The organism is uncultured Clostridium sp., from assembly GCF_963527835.1.
In the GTDB taxonomy this organism is placed as follows: domain Bacteria; phylum Bacillota; class Clostridia; order Clostridiales; family Clostridiaceae; genus Clostridium.
In genome coordinates this window covers 20,763-40,837 of the sequence record NZ_CAURTC010000035.1, presented here as the reverse complement: position 1 = coordinate 40,837, position 20,075 = coordinate 20,763, and the positions used below count along the sequence as shown (strand labels likewise).

Annotated in this window: 15 protein-coding genes; all 15 read left to right on the top strand. The window is 27.1% G+C overall.

The features are described 5' to 3' along the window. Positions 1-474: 474 nt before the first annotated feature. Positions 475-1,206 (top strand): LuxR family transcriptional regulator, encoded by a 732-nt coding sequence (locus RYM86_RS14730; protein ID WP_315081426.1) that lies wholly within the window; start codon positions 475-477, stop codon positions 1,204-1,206. Between the two features lie 10 nt (positions 1,207-1,216). Beyond that, entirely contained in the window at positions 1,217-3,220 is a 2,004-nt protein-coding gene (locus tag RYM86_RS14725; RefSeq protein WP_315081425.1) for an ATP-binding protein, read from the top strand. 70 nt (positions 3,221-3,290) lie between these two features. Beyond that, entirely contained in the window at positions 3,291-4,199 is a 909-nt protein-coding gene (locus tag RYM86_RS14720; RefSeq protein ID WP_315081424.1) for a response regulator, read from the top strand. Positions 4,200-4,592: 393 nt separating this feature from the next. Beyond that, on the top strand, positions 4,593-7,310 hold the full coding sequence (gene hpdB / locus RYM86_RS14715; RefSeq protein WP_315081422.1) for a 4-hydroxyphenylacetate decarboxylase large subunit: 2,718 nt from the start codon (positions 4,593-4,595) through the stop codon (positions 7,308-7,310). A gap of 6 nt (positions 7,311-7,316) precedes the next feature. Then, positions 7,317-7,601, top strand: coding sequence for a 4-hydroxyphenylacetate decarboxylase small subunit (hpdC, locus tag RYM86_RS14710; RefSeq protein ID WP_315081421.1), 285 nt, complete (start codon positions 7,317-7,319; stop codon positions 7,599-7,601). Positions 7,602-7,737: 136 nt separating this feature from the next. Further along, on the top strand, positions 7,738-9,006 hold the full coding sequence (locus RYM86_RS14705) for an MFS transporter (protein WP_315081419.1): 1,269 nt from the start codon (positions 7,738-7,740) through the stop codon (positions 9,004-9,006). Positions 9,007-9,045: 39 nt separating this feature from the next. After that, a complete protein-coding gene (gene hpdA, locus RYM86_RS14700) occupies positions 9,046-9,987 on the top strand; it encodes a 4-hydroxyphenylacetate decarboxylase activase (RefSeq protein WP_315081417.1) in 942 nt (313 codons plus the stop codon). 849 nt (positions 9,988-10,836) lie between these two features. Continuing rightward, on the top strand, positions 10,837-11,706 hold the full coding sequence (locus tag RYM86_RS14695; RefSeq protein WP_315081415.1) for a DegV family protein: 870 nt from the start codon (positions 10,837-10,839) through the stop codon (positions 11,704-11,706). 278 nt (positions 11,707-11,984) lie between these two features. After that, the gene (locus RYM86_RS14690) at positions 11,985-13,961 is read left to right on the top strand and encodes a YgiQ family radical SAM protein (protein WP_315081414.1); all 1,977 of its coding nucleotides are present in this window, start codon (positions 11,985-11,987) and stop codon (positions 13,959-13,961) included. Positions 13,962-14,219: 258 nt separating this feature from the next. After that, a complete protein-coding gene (locus RYM86_RS14685; RefSeq protein WP_315081413.1) occupies positions 14,220-14,984 on the top strand; it encodes a cache domain-containing protein in 765 nt (254 codons plus the stop codon). A 248-nt stretch (positions 14,985-15,232) separates the two neighbouring features. After that, a complete protein-coding gene (locus RYM86_RS14680; protein ID WP_315081412.1) occupies positions 15,233-16,225 on the top strand; it encodes a methyl-accepting chemotaxis protein in 993 nt (330 codons plus the stop codon). A gap of 274 nt (positions 16,226-16,499) precedes the next feature. After that, positions 16,500-17,705 (top strand): MFS transporter, encoded by a 1,206-nt coding sequence (locus RYM86_RS14675; protein WP_315081411.1) that lies wholly within the window; start codon positions 16,500-16,502, stop codon positions 17,703-17,705. Further along, positions 17,674-18,225: a TetR/AcrR family transcriptional regulator gene (locus tag RYM86_RS14670; RefSeq protein ID WP_315081410.1), complete on the top strand. Its 552-nt coding sequence runs from the start codon at positions 17,674-17,676 to the stop codon at positions 18,223-18,225. The genes RYM86_RS14675 and RYM86_RS14670 overlap by 32 nt, the downstream gene beginning before the upstream one ends. 508 nt (positions 18,226-18,733) lie before the next feature. Further along, positions 18,734-19,021, top strand: coding sequence for a hypothetical protein (locus RYM86_RS14665; RefSeq protein WP_315081408.1), 288 nt, complete (start codon positions 18,734-18,736; stop codon positions 19,019-19,021). Between the two features lie 298 nt (positions 19,022-19,319). Then, complete coding sequence (locus tag RYM86_RS14660) at positions 19,320-20,075, top strand: exodeoxyribonuclease III (RefSeq protein ID WP_315081407.1); 756 nt, start codon at positions 19,320-19,322, stop codon at positions 20,073-20,075.

Sequence of the window (20,075 nt, the reverse complement as noted above, 5' to 3'; positions counted from 1 at the left end):
GTGGTGTGAGAGGACGCTAAATAAAATAATTATTTAGCTCCTACTCGATTTGCTCGTTTTTTGATAAATTTAACAGTGATTTTAAAGATTTATTCTTAAATTAAAAAAATCGTTTTCTAGATGTGATTTTACTTAATGCTAAGAATGCAAATGGTGTGAATGAATTTGCTAAGGAAATAAAGCAAATTGTAAGTGGTAGATAATTTTTTATAAAAGTAAAATTATATCGAGTTTTAATTAATGTTATAAGGTAAAAAGAAGAGTTAAGCAAGTTTTCTTTTTACCTTAAATTTTTATATAGATAATAACTGTGCTTATATTACTATATCATTACTTTTTTTAGCACAGAATTTTTTATGAATTGCTTAAATATAAAAGTATAAATTTTGATAGTATTTACAAAATATGTTATTATTAAAGCACTAACCTACTTATTGATTTTAAATTATATTAATACATTTGAGGTGAGTATAAATGAATACATGCGATAATTCAAAGAGCGAAAATTGGATTAAAATAAAAGGTAAAAGGAAAATTCAATCTTTTCAAGATCTATATGCAGATTTGTTTAATATAAGCTTAGGAATAATATCATTAGAAGGAAAAGCTTTAACTGTATGGTCTAATTCTTCTTTGTTTTGTAATTACATTATAAAAAACAATACTGAAAGGTGTAAGCAAGAAAAACAAAAAATAATAGACTATGTTATGAAAAATGGTCAGAGTATAAAATACACTTGTTACATGAAAATAACATATTTTGCATGCCCTATCTTTTATGGTGATGACTTAGTAGCAATATGTTTAGGGGGAGGAGTTTATTTAGAAGAGGATAAAGAAAGTTTAAATGAGAATATGGTCAAAGGTATACAAATATTAGTGGAAAGCAAGTTAAACGATATCATAACGCTATTAGAGAACGTATTTAATTTAATAGATAATGAGAAAGAAGTAAATCAATTAAAAAAAGATAAAAATGAAAATTTTAATGAAGATTTATTTTTCTTAGAAAATAAATTGACACTTAGGGAAGTAGAAGTTGTTAAATTAATAAACTTAGGAATGACTAATAAAGAAATTTGTATGAAGTTAAATATAAGTGAAAAGACCGTTAAAACACATGTTACTAATATATTAAGAAAATTAAAAATGAAAGATAGATTAGAGGTAGTTATATTTTGTAAAAGTAATAGTATGAAATACTAGGAGGCTTTAAATGTCTATTAGGAAAAAATGTATTATCTTTGTATCTATAGTTGTAATTGTACCAATGCTTTTAATATTCATATTATCAAATGTTATTTTAAATGATCAAATAGATAAATCAGCTCAAGGATACTTAGAGAATGCTTTTATAATTGCAAAAAATCAAATGTTAAACCAATTAGATGAAATGGAGAAAATTTCAATAAAAACCACTAATTCATCTGATTTTAAAAGAGAACTTAAAGAAAAAAATACAAATACTATAGATGAAAGTATTGATGAGCTAAAAGAGGTTTATGATTATATAGATTTATATTTTATATTTAGTGATGATAAAAAATTACTATTAAATCATCCATCAATAAAAGGAAGTAATTTAGATAGGCTAAATGAATTATTAGACAAAGCTAAAGAATGTCATAAAACTATTATTTCAGAGGAAATATTTAATTTAGATGATTTATTTTACTATGATTCTAAAGAATATAATAAATTTAAAGTAAAGATAGATAATACAGAGGAAAAGAAATATTTAAATAAAAGTTTAGTATCTATTACTATTTCACCAGTGTATGATAAAAAAGAGGATAAACTTCTAGGATTTTTAGTTTTGGGATCAACAATAAATAATAATGATTATTTTCCTAAAATATATTCACAAAACGTTGAAAATTCATACTTATCAATTTCTATTGATGAAATTAGAATATCATCTAATATTAGAAGTCCACAAAAAGAAAATTATGTTGGAAGTTTAAATCCTATTTCAATAAAAGATTTAAATGGATCGGAAAAAGCTTATTTTGGAAAACAGAACATTGGTGGAGAAATTCACATGTTTTTAGATAAACCTATATCAAATTGTGATGGAGAATGTGTAGCTGTATTAGGTGTTGGTATTCCAGAAAATAAGTTCTCTATTATTATGCATATGCAAAGAAATATAATTGTTTTTGTTTGTGCTTTTTTCTTAATAATAATGTTGTTTATTTGTAGGTATGTTTCGAGAAAATTAACTACACCTATTATTAAAGCAACAGAATTAGCAAATCAGATATCCAAAGGAAATAACGAAGTTATTATAGATAAAAAGTTTTTAGAGGATAATAAGGATGAAACAATAATTTTACTTAAGGCATTTAAAAAAATGGCAGATGATTTAAAATGTGCAGAAAATGAACGTGAAATTTATTTGAAGAATATAAAAGATGAACAAATAGAACAAAAGAAATTATCCAAGCAGTTGTTTTTATTAAATGAAAGTTTAGAAGAAAAGGTTAAACTACGTACAGAAGATTTAAGAGAAGCTATAAGAGGATTAAAAGAAGCTGATAAAGCCAAATCATTATTTTTAGCTAATATGAGTCATGAATTAAGAACTCCATTAAGTGCAATTATTACCTGCTCTGAAATTTTAAAGGAAGAGATATTTGGAGAATTAAATTCAAAACAACTTAAACACATAACTAATATTTTAAGTAGTGGAAATCATTTATTACAATTAATTAATAATGTATTAGACATATCTAAGATAGAGTCAGGAAAAATGAAGCTTACTTTAGGAGAATACTCTATTTCAGATATTGCAATGGAGAGCTTTTCAGTACTTAAAAGCTTAGCTTATCGTAAAAACATTGAAATTAATTTAAATATAGAACCTAGTGATTTTATTATTAAAATTGATGCCAATAAATTAAAACAAATATTATATAATTTGCTTTCTAATTCAATTAAATTTACAGAAGAAGATGGAAAAGTACAGATAAATATTACTAAGAATTTAGCCTATATGAAATTGGTTGTTGAGGATAATGGCATTGGAATAAAAAAAGAAGATCAAAAGAGGATATTTAATGAATTTGAACAAGTAGATAATTCTTATGAAAGAAAATATGAAGGTACTGGACTCGGGTTACCTTTAACTAAAAAATTAGTTGAAATGCATGGAGGTGAAATATTTTTGATAAGCAATATAGATATTGGAACAAAGGTTATAGTTACGATACCAATTTAACAAGAAGATAATAATTATAACGCAGTGCCTAGTATAAATTAAAATATCAATAACATGGAGTGAAAAAAGCATGGGTAAAGTATTAATTATAGATGACAACAAGCAAAATTGCGAAATAATTAAGGATTTACTATATACATGGGGCTATTGTGTATACTTAGCATTTGATGGATTTCAGGGGTTTGAATTAGCTAGAAGTGTTAAGCCAGATGTGATTCTTTTAGATGTTATGTTACCGGGAATGAATGGGTTTGAAGCATGTAAAAAATTGAAAGAAACCGAAGAAACTCAAAATATTCCTATTATAATGTTAACAGTATTAAGTGAGGTGGAAGATAGAATACGGGGATTTAATGTTGGGGCAGACGTGTTTTTATCAAAGCCTATTGTTTATCAAGAATTGAGAAATAGAATTGCCTGGGCTGTAAAGTCTAAAAGAATATTTGATAATATGGAACAAATAGATAATGTAACCATGAGCTTATTAAATATTATAAGATTAAAAGATAAAAATTTATATTTACATTGTAAAAATGTAAAAAACTACTGTGAAAAAGTTGGTAAGATATTGTTTTTAAACGACGAGGAAATGAAACAACTAATAATAGGTGCATATTTACATGATATAGGTAAAATTTTTTCTAATACATCGTTGGAACATGTGGAAATTGGGGAAAATATTATTTCAGGCTTAAATATGTATAAATGGTTAAAAGTATTGATAAGAAACCATCATGAAAAGATGAATAGTAAAGGATTTCCTGATGGTTTAACATCCAAAGAAATGTCACAAAACTTAAAGATATTAATTACAGTAAATAGATATATTGAGCTATTAGATGAATTAAAGGACAATGAAGCTAGTATATTTAAATTAAGTAATGAATGTGAAAAAGGAGAGTTTAATACAGACATTATTAAAGCTATAAGGCAAGTATTAGAAGATGAAAGATTTATTGAAAGTATAAACTATAATTAATGCTAAAAGTGAGCTACTAAAACTAAAAATTTATAATTTTTAGTTTTAGTAGCTTATTTTTTATAAAATAAAAGAGCATTTTCTTAAGTGCTTATAGATGATTTATTGCTAATATACAACTTAGGTTGTATATTATTTTATTTTAATAGGTATTTATTACAACCTTAGTTTAATTATAAGAATCATGTTGCTAACATAGAATTTAAATATAAAGAAAAATAAAAATAGATTTATAAGTTGTAGATGAAATTTTAGGTTTTAGATCCATCTAAATAGGAGCTTTTATCCATAATTGACATCTGTTATATTTTAAAATTATTAGGAATATTATGGGCGTTAATAGTTGAGATAAAAGTAACTATTAAGCACATAAAAAAGGAGGAGTATTATGATATGAATAAGAAAACTAAGCTAGCAGACATTTTAGCTGAAAAAGGTCTACCAATAAATTTCCAATTTGGAGGAGAAGCTCCAGAGGAAATGACAACACGTGAAATAAATAAAGAGCCAACACCTAGAGCTAAAAGATTAAGAGAAATTTATTATGACACTTTATCTACTGCAAATACTGAATTCCCATATTGGTATAACAGAAGATGGAATGAATTAGAAGGCGAAGTAGATGTAGTAAGAAGAGCTGAATCTCTTAAATGCGCTTACTCACATTTAACACCTAATATTATACCTGGTGAAAAATTAGTTATGCAAAAAACTAATTATTATAGAGGATCATTCCCAATGCCTTGGCTTTCAGAAGGATTTTTCGTAGCCAAAGAAGATGAATTATATAAGGAAGCTTTAAATAGAGGCAGTGCTAGTGCTGGAGAATTAAGTAAATTTGGTACTGGTGGAGGAAATGTTACAAAGAGTTTTGGAAACGTAGTTTCTATAGCAGGTAAATTTGGAATGAGGCAAGAAGAAATTCCTGTGTTAGTTAAACTTGCTAAAGAATGGGTTGATAAATCAGTAGATGATTTGGGCCATAAATATGAACAAATGGTACCAGACTATGAAATAAAAGAAAATATAATGAAATCTTTGATTTGTATGTTTGATTCAGGATTTACATTACCTCAAGGCAGAGAAGTTATAAATTATTATTATCCATTACAATATGGTTTTGATGGATTAATTGATATGGCTATAGAATGTAAGAAGAAAGTTGCAGGTAATGCTGATGGAGACGGACTTGTAGGTATGGACCGTCTATATTTTTATGAAGCTGTTAAAATCACGTTAGAAGGTATTCAAAATTGGATATTAAACTATGAAAAACATGCTAGAGAATTAGCTGCAATTGAAAAAAATGAGGCCCAAAAAGAAGAATATCTTGAAATTGCTGAATGTTTAGGTTGGATTGCTCATAAACAACCTCGTACATTTAGAGAAGCTCTTCAGTTAACTTATATCATTCACATAGCAGTAATTAATGAAGATGCTATTTCAGGATTATCACCAGGAAGAGTTGGACAAGTACTATATCCCTGGTTTAAACAAGATATAGAAAATGGAAGAATAACAGAAAAAGAAGTATTAGAACTTTTAGAGCTTCATAGAGTTAAATTTACATGTATTGATTGCTTTGCATCAACAGGTGTTGTTGGAGGAGTTCTTTCAGGAAATACCTTTAATAACTTAACTTTAGGTGGACTTAAGAAAGATGGAAGTTCAGCAGCAAATAGATTAGAATATTTGATAGTTGAAGCAGGTATAACATGTGCAACACCTCAACCTACATTATCATGTTTTTATGATGAAAAATTGCCAGAAGAATTTTTACTAAAATGTATTGAATGCGATAAAACAGGTTCAGGTTATCCAGCATGGATGAATAATCGTGGAGCAATAGAATTTATGATGAATCAATATGGCGATGAAGGAATGACCGTTGAAGAGGCAAGGTCAGTTGCTATAGGTGGATGTCTTGAAACTTCACCTTGTACCTGGAAAGAACTTACTTTAAATGGAGAAAAATTTGATATTCCAGGTGGAGCAGGTCAACCTACTTCTGTTGGAGTGCACTTTATTGCTAATCCAAAAGTATTAGAACTTGTATTGACTAATGGAAAGGATTACAGAACTAATTTACAAGTGTATCCTGAGCATAACAAGAAATTAGGAACATTTGAAGAAGTAGTTGAACAATTTAAAGAATATTATGAGTTAACTTGTGATGTACTTGCTAAGACTAATAATATTCAACATGATATTTGGCGTAAAAAGAATATGTCAATTGTAAATTCATTATTAAAACCAAATTGCCTAGATGTTGGTAAGCATATAGGAAACTTAGGTTATAGATTTAATGCAACTTACAATGTAGAAAGCTGTGGAACTATAAATACAATAAATAGTTTAGCTTCATTAAAGAAACTTGTATATGATGAAAAGAAGTATACTCTTGAAGAAATGAAAGATGCTATACTTAATAATTTTGGATTCAAGACCGCAGAAGAAATAGGAAGTTATTCATTAGCTGATCAAGAAAAAGCTGATGTTAGTTCTAAATATGATGATATTTATGGCGATTGCTTATTATCACCTAAATATGGAAATGACGATCCGTATGTTGATAATATATTAAAAGATTATGAAAATTGGTTCTGTGATGTATGTCATAATTATGAATCATTATATGGCAAGAAGATGTATGCATGTCAAATTTCTGTTTCAACTCATGGAGCACAAGGTGCAGCAACACTCGCAACTACAGATGGACGTTTAGCAGGTACAACTTATGCAGATGGATCTATGTCAGCTTACCCAGGAACAGATAAAAATGGTCCTTATGCATTATTTACATCTGCCACAGTTTGGGACCACAGTAGATCTCAAAATTCACAAATGAATTTAAAAATTCATCCAAGTGCAATTAAAGGAATTGAAGGATCTAAAAAATTATTAGATTTAACACGTTCTTATATGAGAAAGGGTGGATATCACATTCAATATAATGTTGTAGATTCAAAAGTTTTAAAAGAAGCTCAAGTAAAACCAGAAAATTATAGAGATTTAATGGTTCGTGTTGCAGGATTTACACAATACTGGTGTGAGATTGGTAAGCCAATACAAGATGAAGTTATTTCAAGAACTGAATATGAAGGGGTGTAATAAAAAATGGCTAATGAAAATATGAAACACAATGATTGCTTAAATTTTTCATCAATAGATGCAGCAAAAGGAATTTGCAGATTATCTAATCAAATGATATTTATAGATACACCTGTTTGTAATAATTTTGATGAAGCTCATAAGTGTAGAAATTGTACGAATTTCAAGAATTCTGATAAAGATAATATGGGAACTTGTATAGGATTAAAGATGGAAGCTTGGACTTTTGGAGATTTAAATGCTGCTACTTGTGAAGGATATAAACCTAATAAATTAGATGATAAAAAATAGCAAATGAAAGATAATCAAATATATTTAAGAATTAGGTTTTGTTTTATGTAATCATATATAAAACAAAGCTAAAAATTAAAGAGGGTATGCTAAGACATTAACATACCCTTTTATTACTTTAAAAAGGAGTAATGATATGGAACAAAAAAATGCTAATCATTTAGGTCATATGGTTGTACTAGCCTCATGGCTAGCTGTTTTTTGCTTATTTGGCTTTAGATCAACTTTCTCAGTACTACAAGTACCAATGTCACAAAATTTAGGATGGCAATCTTCACAACTTACTTTGGGATATTCTTTAATGATGACAGTTTATGCAATTACTGCATATTTTAGTGGAATGATAATTGATAAATGGGGTACAAAGCCTGCATATGCTATAGGATCAGTATGTGCTTGCTTAGGCTTTTTTGTAACAAGTTATGCTCAAAGCTATTTAGGATATTTAATTCCATATGCTATTTTTGCTGGAATTGGAACAGGTATGCTTTGGGTTTCATCAACTGTTTCTGTACGTAAATGGTACGTTGGTAAATCCTATGCTAGTATGTGGGGAATTGCATTTATGGGGGCTCCAGTAGCTCAAGTAGTATTAAGTCTTCTTGTTAAACAAGTACTTAATTTTACAGACTGGAGAACAGCAATGAGAGGTCTAGCAGTAGTCGTTCTTATTGCACTTATAATTGCAGCAGCTGTAGCAAAGAAGAATCCAGAAGATTATGATCTTGAACCTTTTGGACTAGATTCTATTAAGTCTAATGGTAAAAAAGATGCAGCAAGAACTTGGACTGTAAAAGAAGCTTTCAGTATATTCCCAATTTGGGGAGCTATTTTAACTTTTTTAGGAAGTATGCTTGGAGAGTTTTTAATTTGGACTCAAGTGGTTAAATTTTGGAATGTTGATGTAAAGATGTCATTAAGTACTGCAACTAATCTTTATATAATAATTGGAATTGCAGGAATATTCACTATGCCTATTATGGGAAGAATAGCGGATAAAATGGTTGGAAAATACAATAATAACGAAGCTAAAGCTAGAAAAGTTATGTTAATATTTGCACCTATAATTGGATTGCTAGCTTGTGGTTTTTTACTTATGACTAAAAAATCTATTGTATTTGGAATACTATCTTGTATTCTTTTTGCTGCGTATTGGGCAATAGAACCAGGTGGTGTAGCAGGATATGCAGGATCTATATATGGAAATAAATCATTAGGTAAAATCTGGGGACTTGCAACATTGATAGTAATGGCTATAGGACCAGCAGTTGGTAGTTTTATGGGAGCATACTTATATGATTTATCTGGAAGTTATTTTAATTCTATAATATTTGCTGCTTGTGCATTTATTTTTTCAGCAATTATTGCAATAATGTTACCACTTTCAGATAAGAACAATAAGTAAATCATTAATTAAAAATATTATGATAAGAAGGGGACACTTATGGATAAAAATAAAGGTTTGATTTTTGATATTCAAAGTTATTCTGTACATGATGGGCCAGGATGTAGAACAACATGCTTTTTTAGTGGATGTTTTTTAAAGTGTGAATGGTGTGCTAATCCAGAAAGCTGGACGAAAAAAGAAAAAATAATGTTTGCTGAAGGAAAGTGTAAGCATGATCAAGGATGTAATAGATGTGAAAAAGCTTGTGAAAAAAAAGCAATATCGTTTAAAGATGATAGCTCATTAAATGTTGATTGGAAGGTATGTGAAAATTGTACTAGCTTTGAATGCGCTAAAGTATGTTATAATGAAGCATTAAGGATTTGTGGAAAGTATTACACCGTAGATTCTCTGTTAAAAATTTTAAATAGAGATAGGCAATTTTGGGGCTCAAATGGAGGAGTTACATTTAGTGGAGGCGAACCTTTTTATCAAAGTGAGTTTCTAATATCTACTTTAAAAAAATGCAAAGAAATGTACATTAATACAGCAGTTGAAACAACAGCTTTTGTGGATACAGATATATTTTTAGAAGGAATGAAATATGTAGATTTTGCTTTTATAGACATTAAGCATATGGATAGAGAAAAACATAAAGAAAAAACAGGGGCATATAATGATTTAATTCTTAAAAATATAAAAGAATTAATAAATTCTAATTGGCAAGGTAGGCTAGTTATTAGAATGCCAGTTATTCGTGATTTTAATGATACTGTAGAAAATGCAATAGCAACAGCTGATTTTATGAATGATTTAGGAATTTATGAAATAAATTTACTACCATTTCATAGGATGGGAGATTCGAAATGGACTCAACTTGGAAAAAGATATAGCTATAGCAATGATGAACCAACTAGTGAAGAAAAATTGGATGAGCTTCAAGATGTATACTTAGATAGAAAAATAGCATGTTATATTGGAAGTGAAACAAGTTTTTAAATAATAATACTAAAATTTAAGGTTATGTTGATATATGCATAAGTAAAATGGACGGAGTAATTGAACTTAGGAATACTAAAGTGACTATATTCCCATCTTAGCTTGCTCCAAATATAAAATTAAGACAAGCAGTAAATGAGAATATTAAAAGGAAACTCGACTTCGCTGAGTAAGTTCAAAAAGCAAAATGTAAAATTTTGATTTTCACTTAACAATTCTAAAAGTCCAATTACAATGCCACTTTACCTATTGCATATATCAACACAAATTTAAAACAGAGTTTAATTTAAAAATTAAGTTTTATAGTATATTTTACTAAAGAACATTTGTAGTATAATATTATTAAGTAAGCATATACCGCACCATTATTCCTGCACTGTGTTTGGAAAGGGTGCATGGATAAAAAAATCGATGGCTCTAAAGTCGCCTTAGCGATTTTGTTCTAGTTTACAAATGAATATAGAGTAAAGAAAGAGGCGTATATTTACTTGCTGGAGTTTTTTTACATAGGGTTATTAAATGAGAAATGTAAATATATTCATGGATTCAAAATTATTTTAGAAATTTTATTTTGTTTTAAAGTATAATTGTTAAAAAAATGATAAAGATTAATGGTATAGATATTTTTTACAAAAGTGTATAAAAGTAAAAATATAAATATTAATATAAAACAGTGAATTTTTCATGGAAAGTTATTATTTTATAATACATAGTTTAATAAAGGTATGATATAATTTACATAATTAGAGTTTTATTATAAAGTAAAATATTTAGTGAATATCTTTATAGATAAAAATTTATTCTATAATATATAGTATGAAATTAAATAATAGTAAGGATGTAGGTTTTATGAAAAAGTTTATTATAACAACAGATACAACAACAGATTTACCAAAAGAATATTTTGATAAAAATAACATAGGATTATTAACAATGTCATTTCAAATGGACGGTAAAGAATACGTAGGAGATGAAGTTTTAGATATAAAGGATTTTTACGATAAAATGCGTTCAGGATCAATGCCAACAACAGCGCAAGTAAATCCAGAACAAGCAAAGATACAATTTGAAAAATATTTAAAAGAAGGATATGATGTACTGCATATTTGCTTTTCTTCAGGACTTAGTGGCAGTTATAATAGTACAAGGATTGCATCTATTGAATTAGAAGAAACATATCCTGATAATAAAGTTATAGTTATAGATTCCTTAAGTGTTTCATCAGGCGAAGGTCTTTTAGTTTATAAGGCAGTAGAATTAAAGAAAAATGGTAAAAATATAGAAGAAATAGCTTTGTGGCTTGAAGAAAACAAGCTTAATGTTTGTCAATACATTACAGTAGATGATTTGAACCATTTATATAGAGGTGGACGTGTATCAAAAACTACTGCCATTCTTGGAACTGTAATAGGAGTAAAACCAATTATTCATGTAGATAATGAAGGTAAACTTATACCTATTTCTAAAACAAGAGGTCGTAAGCAGTCATTAGGAAAGTTACTTGATAATATGGAAAAACTAATGGGTAACTATAAATCAGAAAATGATATTATATTTGTAAGTCATGGTGATGCAGAGAAAGATGCTGAAACTGTAGCAAATAAAATTAGAGAAAGATTTGGAATAGAATCTATTATGATTAATACTATAGGTCCTATCATTGGAACACATTCAGGACCAGGAACAGTTGCTGTATTCTTTATGGGAGAAAATAGATAATTAAAAATATAGTGAAAAAATAAGATACAATTAAAGTAATGGTATTTCACACTTTAATTGTATTTTTTTATTCTTTAGGAAATTATAAAAATCTTAAATCTGTGAATAACTTTTAGAATACCGTGTTTTAAAGGTATGATGAGTACCCTAAAGAATAAAAAATAATCATATGCCGCACCATTATTAATACTGTAGCCTGTAAATCTTGACTATATAAGCTTTAAACTATACACTAATATGGTAATTGTAGAATTATATTAATTTAAGTAGGTGAAAAGATGACAACAAATGAAAAGAAATTTTTACCCATAAATAAAAAAGATATGGAAGAGAGAGGTTGGGAGCAATTAGATTTTATAATTGTTACAGCTGATGCTTATATAGATCATCATAGCTTTGGAACTGCTATTATTTCAAGAGTGTTAGAAAAAGAAGGATATAAAGTTGGTATAATAGCACAACCTAAGTGGAAAGAAATTGATGACTTTAAAAAATTAGGGGAACCTAAATATGGATTTTTAGTCAATGGTGGAAATATGGACTCTATGGTTAATCACTATACTGTTAGTAAAAAACTTAGAGATAAGGATTTTTATTCTCCTGGCGGTGAAATTGGATTAAGACCAGATAGAGCTACAATAGTTTATTGCAATAAAATAAGAGAAGCATATAAAGGTGTTAATATAGTCATAGGTGGTATAGAAGCAAGCTTAAGACGTTTTGCCCATTATGATTATTGGAGTGATAAAGTAAGAAAATCAATGCTTATTGACAGTGGTGCAGACTTACTTGTTTATGGAATGAGTGAAAAGCAAATAGTAAAAGTTGCAGAAAAATTAAGCTTAGGAATGCCCGCTAAAGATATTCATCATATCCCTGGAACATGTTATGTTGTTGAACAAATAAATCATTTAAATGATTATATAGAAATTCCATCATATAAAGAAGTATGTAATGATAAACTTAAATATGCCGATGCAAGCAGAGTACAATATCTAGAGCAGGATCCTGTAAGAGGAAAAATAATTGTACAAAAGCATGCCAATAAGTATTTGATTCAAAACATGCCTGAAATTCCATTAAATAGGGAAGAATTAGATAATGTTTACGATCTTCCTTATATGAAAAATTATCATCCGATTTATGAAGGAATGGGTGGTATTTCAGCAATTGAAGAAGTGAAATTTAGTACAGTAAGTTCTAGAGGATGCTTTGGAAACTGTAATTTCTGTGCAATAACATTTCATCAAGGAAGAATAGTTCAAAGCAGAAGTAAAGAATCAATATTAAATGAAGTTGAAGAAATAACTAAATTACCTGATTTTAAAGGATACATACATGATGTTGGGGGACCAACGGCTAATTTTAGAAAGCCAGCTTGTAGTAAACAGTTAACTTTAGGTGCATGTAAAGCTAAAGAATGTTTATATCCAAGTCCTTGTAAAAATATGGAGGTTGATCACAGTGAGTATTTAGATCTACTTAGAGCTATTAGAAAAGTTCCAAAAGTAAAGAAAGCTTTTGTAAGATCAGGACTTAGATATGATTACATAATGGCAGATAAAGACGATACATTTTTTAAAGAATTGGTTGAATATCATGTTAGTGGCAAGTTAAAAGTTGCACCGGAACATGTTTCAAAAGATAGTTTGAAATATATGGGAAAACCATCAGGAAAAACATATGATGAATTTACAGAAAAGTTTTATTCAATAAATAAAAAATTAGGTAAAAAACAATTTATAGTACCATACTTAATGTCTAGTCATCCAGGAAGTACACTTAAAAATGCAATTGAGTTAGCAGAATATTTAAGAGATATAAATTATCAACCAGAGCAAGTTCAAGACTTTTATCCAACCCCAGGTACATTATCTACAACTATGTATTATACTGGTTTAGATCCATTAACTATGAAAGAAGTTTATGTTCCTAAAACTAAACATGACAAAGCTATGCAAAGAGCGTTACTTCAATATAAAAATCCAAAGTACTATACATTAGTATATGAAGCTTTAGTTGAGGCTGGAAGAGAAGATCTTATAGGAAATGGTAGTAAATGCTTAATAAGAGATAAAAGACAAACTAAAAAATTCCAAAAAAATAAAACTCATAACGGAAATAAAGTGGGAAACAAAAGTAAAAATTATGTTGGTAAGTCAAGTAAATTAAAAAAAGAAAAGAATGAAGGACAATCTAAAAAACAGACTGTTAAGCCTAGTAAAAGAAGTACTACTAGAAATAAGAGAAAATAGATAAAAATATATTTAATAGCTTATATTTTATAAAACTTATGAATATGTTGTATGAATTCATCTACAACATATGCATAAGTTAAATTTGTAATAATTAAAATATAATGGTATTATATGATTATATAGGAAATCGCTTACATATTTAAAACATTAGTTATAAATATATTAATAATACTATTTTTATTTAGATGATTTTTATACAAATGCTTTAATAAATCAAATAATGTAAATTTAAAATTTAATTAAAGGTGGTAAATTATGAAGAGTAACAAGAGTATAAAAGCAAATTTAATTAAAAAATTATCATTGGGATTTGTACTGGTATTTGGTATAGCATTTTTAGGGACATTCTTTGTAGTTCAAAAGACTTTATCAGAAGTAAAGCTCGCTTGTATGAAAAAGATGATAAATGATGCCACAACTATAGTACAAGATAAAATAACGGGAAAAATTAATGTAGTTAAAACTATTGCCTGTGATGGTATTGTATCTAATATGAATTTTACACTTGATGAAAAAAGAGAGCTATTAAGCAATTATCAAATGAATTTAAACATACGTTCTATAGGAATAGCAGGATTAGATGGTAAATTAGAATCAACTGATAATTACAAAGAAGATATTTCAGAAGTAGAATACTTTAAAAAAGCTCTTAATAATGAAATATATATAAGTTCTCCAATAGTTATAGAGGGAACCAATGAGCAAATAGTATTTGCTGCAACACCATTAAAAAACGGACAAGATATAGTTGGGGTTATGACGTGTACATTTGATAGTGCATTTTTATCAAGAGACATAAATAATTTAAAGTATTTAAGAATGACAGGAATGTCGTATATATTAGATAGTACAGGCACTATAATAGCATCTGAAACAACAGAAGATGTTATTAATGGCAAAAATATGATGAATGAAGGAAAAAACGATCCTACATTAAAAGAAATTGCTTTAATTCATGAAAAGATGGTTAATGGTGAAAGTAACGTAGAAAAATACATGGAAGATGAAAAAAATATATAGCTTATGCAAATATTTCAGGGACACCAGGATGGTCAATAGCTTTAGAAGTAAATGCTACTGATGTTGATAGAGAAGAGTCTATTATAATAAGCTTATTCATCGGAGTAACTTTAGTAGGAATTTTAGTACTTGTAATTATAATATATATAATTGGTCAATCTCTTGGAAAGAGACTGAAAAGATTAAAAGATGATATAGAAGTCTTAGAAAATGGAGTATTTAATAAAGAATTAGATGAAAAAGAATTAGTGAAAAATGATGAGATTGGTGAAATTAATAGATCATTAAAGAAAACCAAAGAATCAATTAGGGGAATACTTAAAGGCGTAAAGGATGATTTAATAATATTAAATGAACAATCGGATGTATTAGAAAATACGTCAATGCAAATATCATCTGGATCAGAAAATATAACAATATCAATGCATGAATCAGCAAAAGCTAATACAAGTCAAACAAGTGAAATCATGAAAATTAATGATGAAATGAGGAATTTTGGAGAAAATATTGATTATATGGACAGCAATATAGATAAAGTAGCTGAGATTTCTTCAAATATAGAATCAAAACTTATAGAAAGTAATAAAACTATAAATGAATTAAATAATTCTTTAACTAACTTTGATGGGAGTTTTAGTAAGTTTAATGATGATATAGTAGTTATGAATAAGAAAATAGCATCAATTAAAGGCATAACATCTACTATAAATGAAATAGCAGAACAAACTAATCTTTTGGCATTAAATGCAGCAATTGAAGCAGCTCGTGCAGGCGAAGTTGGAAAAGGATTTAGTGTAGTAGCGGATGAAATAAGAAAGCTGGCAGAACAAAGTAAGGAATCTGTAAATCAAATTGGAAATATAATTGTTAATGTTCTTGAAGAATGTAATAATATGATACAATCAAGTACTGATATAAATTCAGAAGTTGATAATCAAAAAATAAGCATTAATAATACTATAAATTCATTTAATAATATTACAGATTTACTAAATGAAATTACACCTAAAATACAAGAAGTATCTAATATTTCTAATAACAATAATAAGAAAAAAGATATAATTTTAGAAGTTATAGAATCTGTAACTGCAATTTCAGAGGAACTAGCTGCAAGTACAGAAGAAGTTGATGCAACTGCTCAAGAGTTTAATGTTTCAAGTAAGGATATTGGTACTGTTTCAGAAAAATTAGCTCAATTAATAGAAGAATTAAATGAAGAAGTAAATAAATTTATAATATAAGATAATATGATAGCTAGCCAAGATGATTAAATAAATTATTTTGGCTGGCTATTTTTTATTAAAAAAATCAAGTTGTAAAAAGTGGACCAAGTTAAAGGGTTTTTGTATATAAATTTAATTGCTTTTATGAAAAACAAATAAAAGAACTAAAGAGATAATGAGAATAATCTAAGTTAATTAGACTTGTGAATTCAAAATTGTGATGATATAATCTTATACATGGAAACTAAAAGTTAAAAAAAAGTTTCCGAAATGAAATATTAAGGAGAAAATTATGAATTTTGAAGGGATAAAAAAGCATAAGAGTTTTGTATTTATTACAACTTTAGGGTTTGCACTAGGGGTAAGGCAAATGGCTATGACTATGGTTATGCCATTTTTAAGTGTATATAGTAGAAATTTAGAAAATACTACACCACTTTTAGCATCCATATCATTAGGTATTTTTGGATTAATGCAAGCTATATTCCAAATTCCATATGGAATTTGGAGTGATAAAAAAGGTAATAAAATAGTTATGATAGTTGGACTACTACAAGTTATTTTTGGATTATTACTAGCTTATTATGCAAAAGATATATATACATTAATACTTGCAAGAGCTATTCAAGGAAGTGGAGCAGTTATTGGTGTTGGATATTCATGGATAGCAAGTAAAAGTGAAAGTCAAAAAGAAAGAATAAATAATTTAAGCATTATTAGTATTATTGTAGGAAGTGCTGCAGCATGCTCGTTTGCATTAGGTCCTATGATACATAGATTTGTTTCAGTAAAAAATATGTTCTTGTATTCTGCACTTTTAATTTTTATTGCATGGATTGTTATAATATTTTTTTTGAAGGATAGCAGAAATCAGATAGACGATAATGCAGTATCTACTAAGGATATAATAAAAATTTTAATGAAAGATAAAAGTTTTATAGCATTAAATTTAGGAGCTTTTATAAATAATTTTATTATGACAGCAGTATTTTTTGTTATTCCACAATATTTAGAAAAATTAATAGGTATAGATGGAATGTGGAAGGTGTTTATGCCTACGGTTCTAATCGCTATAATAATTATGAGAATTGTAGTTAAAAAGCTTAATAATGTTAAAAGTATTAATTTCTTAATTTCATCATTTTTAATATGTGCAATAGGAATTTGTTTTTATATAAATAAAAATTCATTAGTATCAATTTTTATAGGAACATTATTTTTTATGATTGCGTATATATCAGTAGGAACAATAGTACCTTCTTTAGGAAATTATATATTAGAAGAAAGTTATAGAGGAGTAGGAAATGGAATTATAAACAGTCTACAATATGTAGGATCTTTTATAGGATCTATAGTTATTGGAGTTATGTGGAGTATAAATGAAATAGGCTCTTTTATTATATTAACTTTAATATTAATACTAGCTTCAATTTTAATTAAAATATTTGTTAATAAGGAGAAATTTGATGAAGAAAAAAATATTAGAAACTGTATCTAAAAACATAGAAAATTATGGTCTTAAAAAGATTACATTAGATTTAATTGCATCTGAATTGAAGATAAGTAAAAAAACAATATATAAGCATTTTTCAAGTAAAGATGAGATGATTAAGCAATATATTAAAGAAATATTAGAAAATGATAAGAACAGTACAATATTGAGTGTTAATGAAGATAATTTGTTAAACAACAAAATTAATAATATAATATATAGCTATCATGAATACAAATTGCCTACAAATGTAATTGAAGAAATAAAAATGTATTATCCAGACGAATGGAATTTATTGAATAACTTAAAGGAATTTAAAGTGCAAAATATAATTAAATTATTAGAAGATGCGAGAGATAATGGAGAAATAAGAAGTGATGTAGATTTAAATATAGTTTCTTTAATAATTGAAAAACTTAGTGAAGAACTATTAATTAATAGTACCTTAAAGAAATATAACTTTAAATTAAATGATGGAATAAATGAAGTTTTAGATGTAATTTTAAATGGCATATTAAAAAAATAAATTTGTATAATAATGAATTAAAACATGGCTATGTTTTAGCAGAGTGTTGATATATGCATAAGCAAAGTGGACTGAGTAATTGAACTTAAGAACACTAAAATAAGTATAGTCCCATTTCAGCTTGTTCCCAATATAAAATTGAGACAAGCAGTAAATGTGACAATACTTATTAAGGGTTCTAAAAATCCAATTACAATGCCACTTTGCCTATTGCATATATCAACACACATTTAAAACAGAGCCTAAAACATAAATATTTAATAATAAATATAATGATATTTATAAATAGTGTAAATAAAAATATATGTTAATTATAAACCTAAAATTAGTAATTATGTATAATTTTATATGATATAATTATACATATAATATGTTTATATTTTAATATAAGGGAGTAGTGGCAGGGAAAGCTATTTTTTAGAACTATTAATTCTTTTGTCACTGAATTTATACTAAAATATCAACACTATCTTAAAATAGAGAATTATACTAAAAGGGGATGAAAACTATGAAAATTGAATTTTGTCTTGCAGAAAGTGGAGAAATTATATTTACTAAAGAATCTAGAGATTTAAAGGATATAATAGAGGTTATTACTAGAGTAGGAACTGAAATCAATTTAACCTTTAGTAAGGATGATTTCATCCATGGATATGTTCAAAATATTTTGTATCAAGCTAATGCAGAAGAAAATGATGAAAGCATTAGGATATATATTTCAAATGATTGCAAAAATTTTAAAAATGCAGCAAGAATATCAGCAGAACATTTAAGCAGTGCAAAACTTAAAAGTTAATTAGAAATGTTAACTAAATATAAAAAACTTTAAATTAAGGAGTGTGCAATTTTGTTTTGAACACTCCTTAATTTTAATTAAAAATAATATTTTAATATAGGTAGTTGTTAAATCAGTAAAAGAATGGGTACTTAGGTAAAATATATATTTGTAAAAGTTATAGTTTGCTTTAAAAGCTATCTAACATGCGCTAAAAGACTTGAATTTATAAGAGGTTTTTTTATGTAATTAATATAATATTTATGTTATTATATCTATATTAGTTAAAATAATATTAATACTTATAAGGAGAAATAGTATGAAGAAGTTAATTTCATGGAATGTAAATGGATTAAGAGCTTGTGTAAAAAAAGGGTTTCTAAATATTTTAAAAGAAAGCAATGCAGATATATTTTGTATTCAAGAAAGCAAATTACAAGAAGGTCAAATAGACTTAAATTTAGAAGAATATTATGATTATTGGAATTATGCTGAAAAAAAAGGGTACTCAGGAACTGCTATTTTTTCTAAAGAAAAGCCTTTAAATGTTTCATTAGGAATGGGAATTGAGGAACATGATAAAGAAGGTAGAGTTGTAACATTAGAATTTGAAGAATTTTATTTGGTTAATGTTTATACTCCTAATTCACAACAAAAATTAGCTAGAATAGATTATAGAATGGCTTGGGAAAATGATTTTAGAAGCTACTTAAATGAATTAAATAAAGATAAATCTGTTATAGTATGTGGAGACTTAAATGTTGCTCATAAAGAAATAGATTTGAAAAATCCTAAGAATAATAGAAATAATGCAGGATTTAGTGATGAAGAAAGAGGACAGTTTAGTGAACTTTTAAATTCAGGTTTTATAGATACATACAGATACTTTTATCCAGATAAAGAAGGGGCATATTCTTGGTGGTCTTATAGATTCAATGCTAGAGCAAATAATGCTGGTTGGAGAATAGATTATTTTTTAGTTTCTAAGGATTTTGAAGATAAATTAGTAGATGCTAATATACATACACAAATTGAGGGATCTGATCATTGTCCTGTTGAATTAATAATCAAATAA

What these genes read in the sequence shown, in the direction of transcription:
- RYM86_RS14730 (WP_315081426.1), top strand. Translation starts at nt 475, where the DNA reads ATGAATACATGCGATAATTCAAAGAGCGAAAATTGGATTAAAATAAAA.
- RYM86_RS14725 (WP_315081425.1), top strand. Translation starts at nt 1,217, where the DNA reads ATGTCTATTAGGAAAAAATGTATTATCTTTGTATCTATAGTTGTAATT.
- RYM86_RS14720 (WP_315081424.1), top strand. Translation starts at nt 3,291, where the DNA reads ATGGGTAAAGTATTAATTATAGATGACAACAAGCAAAATTGCGAAATA.
- hpdB (WP_315081422.1), top strand. Translation starts at nt 4,593, where the DNA reads ATGAATAAGAAAACTAAGCTAGCAGACATTTTAGCTGAAAAAGGTCTA.
- hpdC (WP_315081421.1), top strand. Translation starts at nt 7,317, where the DNA reads ATGGCTAATGAAAATATGAAACACAATGATTGCTTAAATTTTTCATCA.
- RYM86_RS14705 (WP_315081419.1), top strand. Translation starts at nt 7,738, where the DNA reads ATGGAACAAAAAAATGCTAATCATTTAGGTCATATGGTTGTACTAGCC.
- hpdA (WP_315081417.1), top strand. Translation starts at nt 9,046, where the DNA reads ATGGATAAAAATAAAGGTTTGATTTTTGATATTCAAAGTTATTCTGTA.
- RYM86_RS14695 (WP_315081415.1), top strand. Translation starts at nt 10,837, where the DNA reads ATGAAAAAGTTTATTATAACAACAGATACAACAACAGATTTACCAAAA.
- RYM86_RS14690 (WP_315081414.1), top strand. Translation starts at nt 11,985, where the DNA reads ATGACAACAAATGAAAAGAAATTTTTACCCATAAATAAAAAAGATATG.
- RYM86_RS14685 (WP_315081413.1), top strand. Translation starts at nt 14,220, where the DNA reads ATGAAGAGTAACAAGAGTATAAAAGCAAATTTAATTAAAAAATTATCA.
- RYM86_RS14675 (WP_315081411.1), top strand. Translation starts at nt 16,500, where the DNA reads ATGAATTTTGAAGGGATAAAAAAGCATAAGAGTTTTGTATTTATTACA.
- RYM86_RS14670 (WP_315081410.1), top strand. Translation starts at nt 17,674, where the DNA reads ATGAAGAAAAAAATATTAGAAACTGTATCTAAAAACATAGAAAATTAT.
- RYM86_RS14665 (WP_315081408.1), top strand. Translation starts at nt 18,734, where the DNA reads ATGAAAATTGAATTTTGTCTTGCAGAAAGTGGAGAAATTATATTTACT.
- RYM86_RS14660 (WP_315081407.1), top strand. Translation starts at nt 19,320, where the DNA reads ATGAAGAAGTTAATTTCATGGAATGTAAATGGATTAAGAGCTTGTGTA.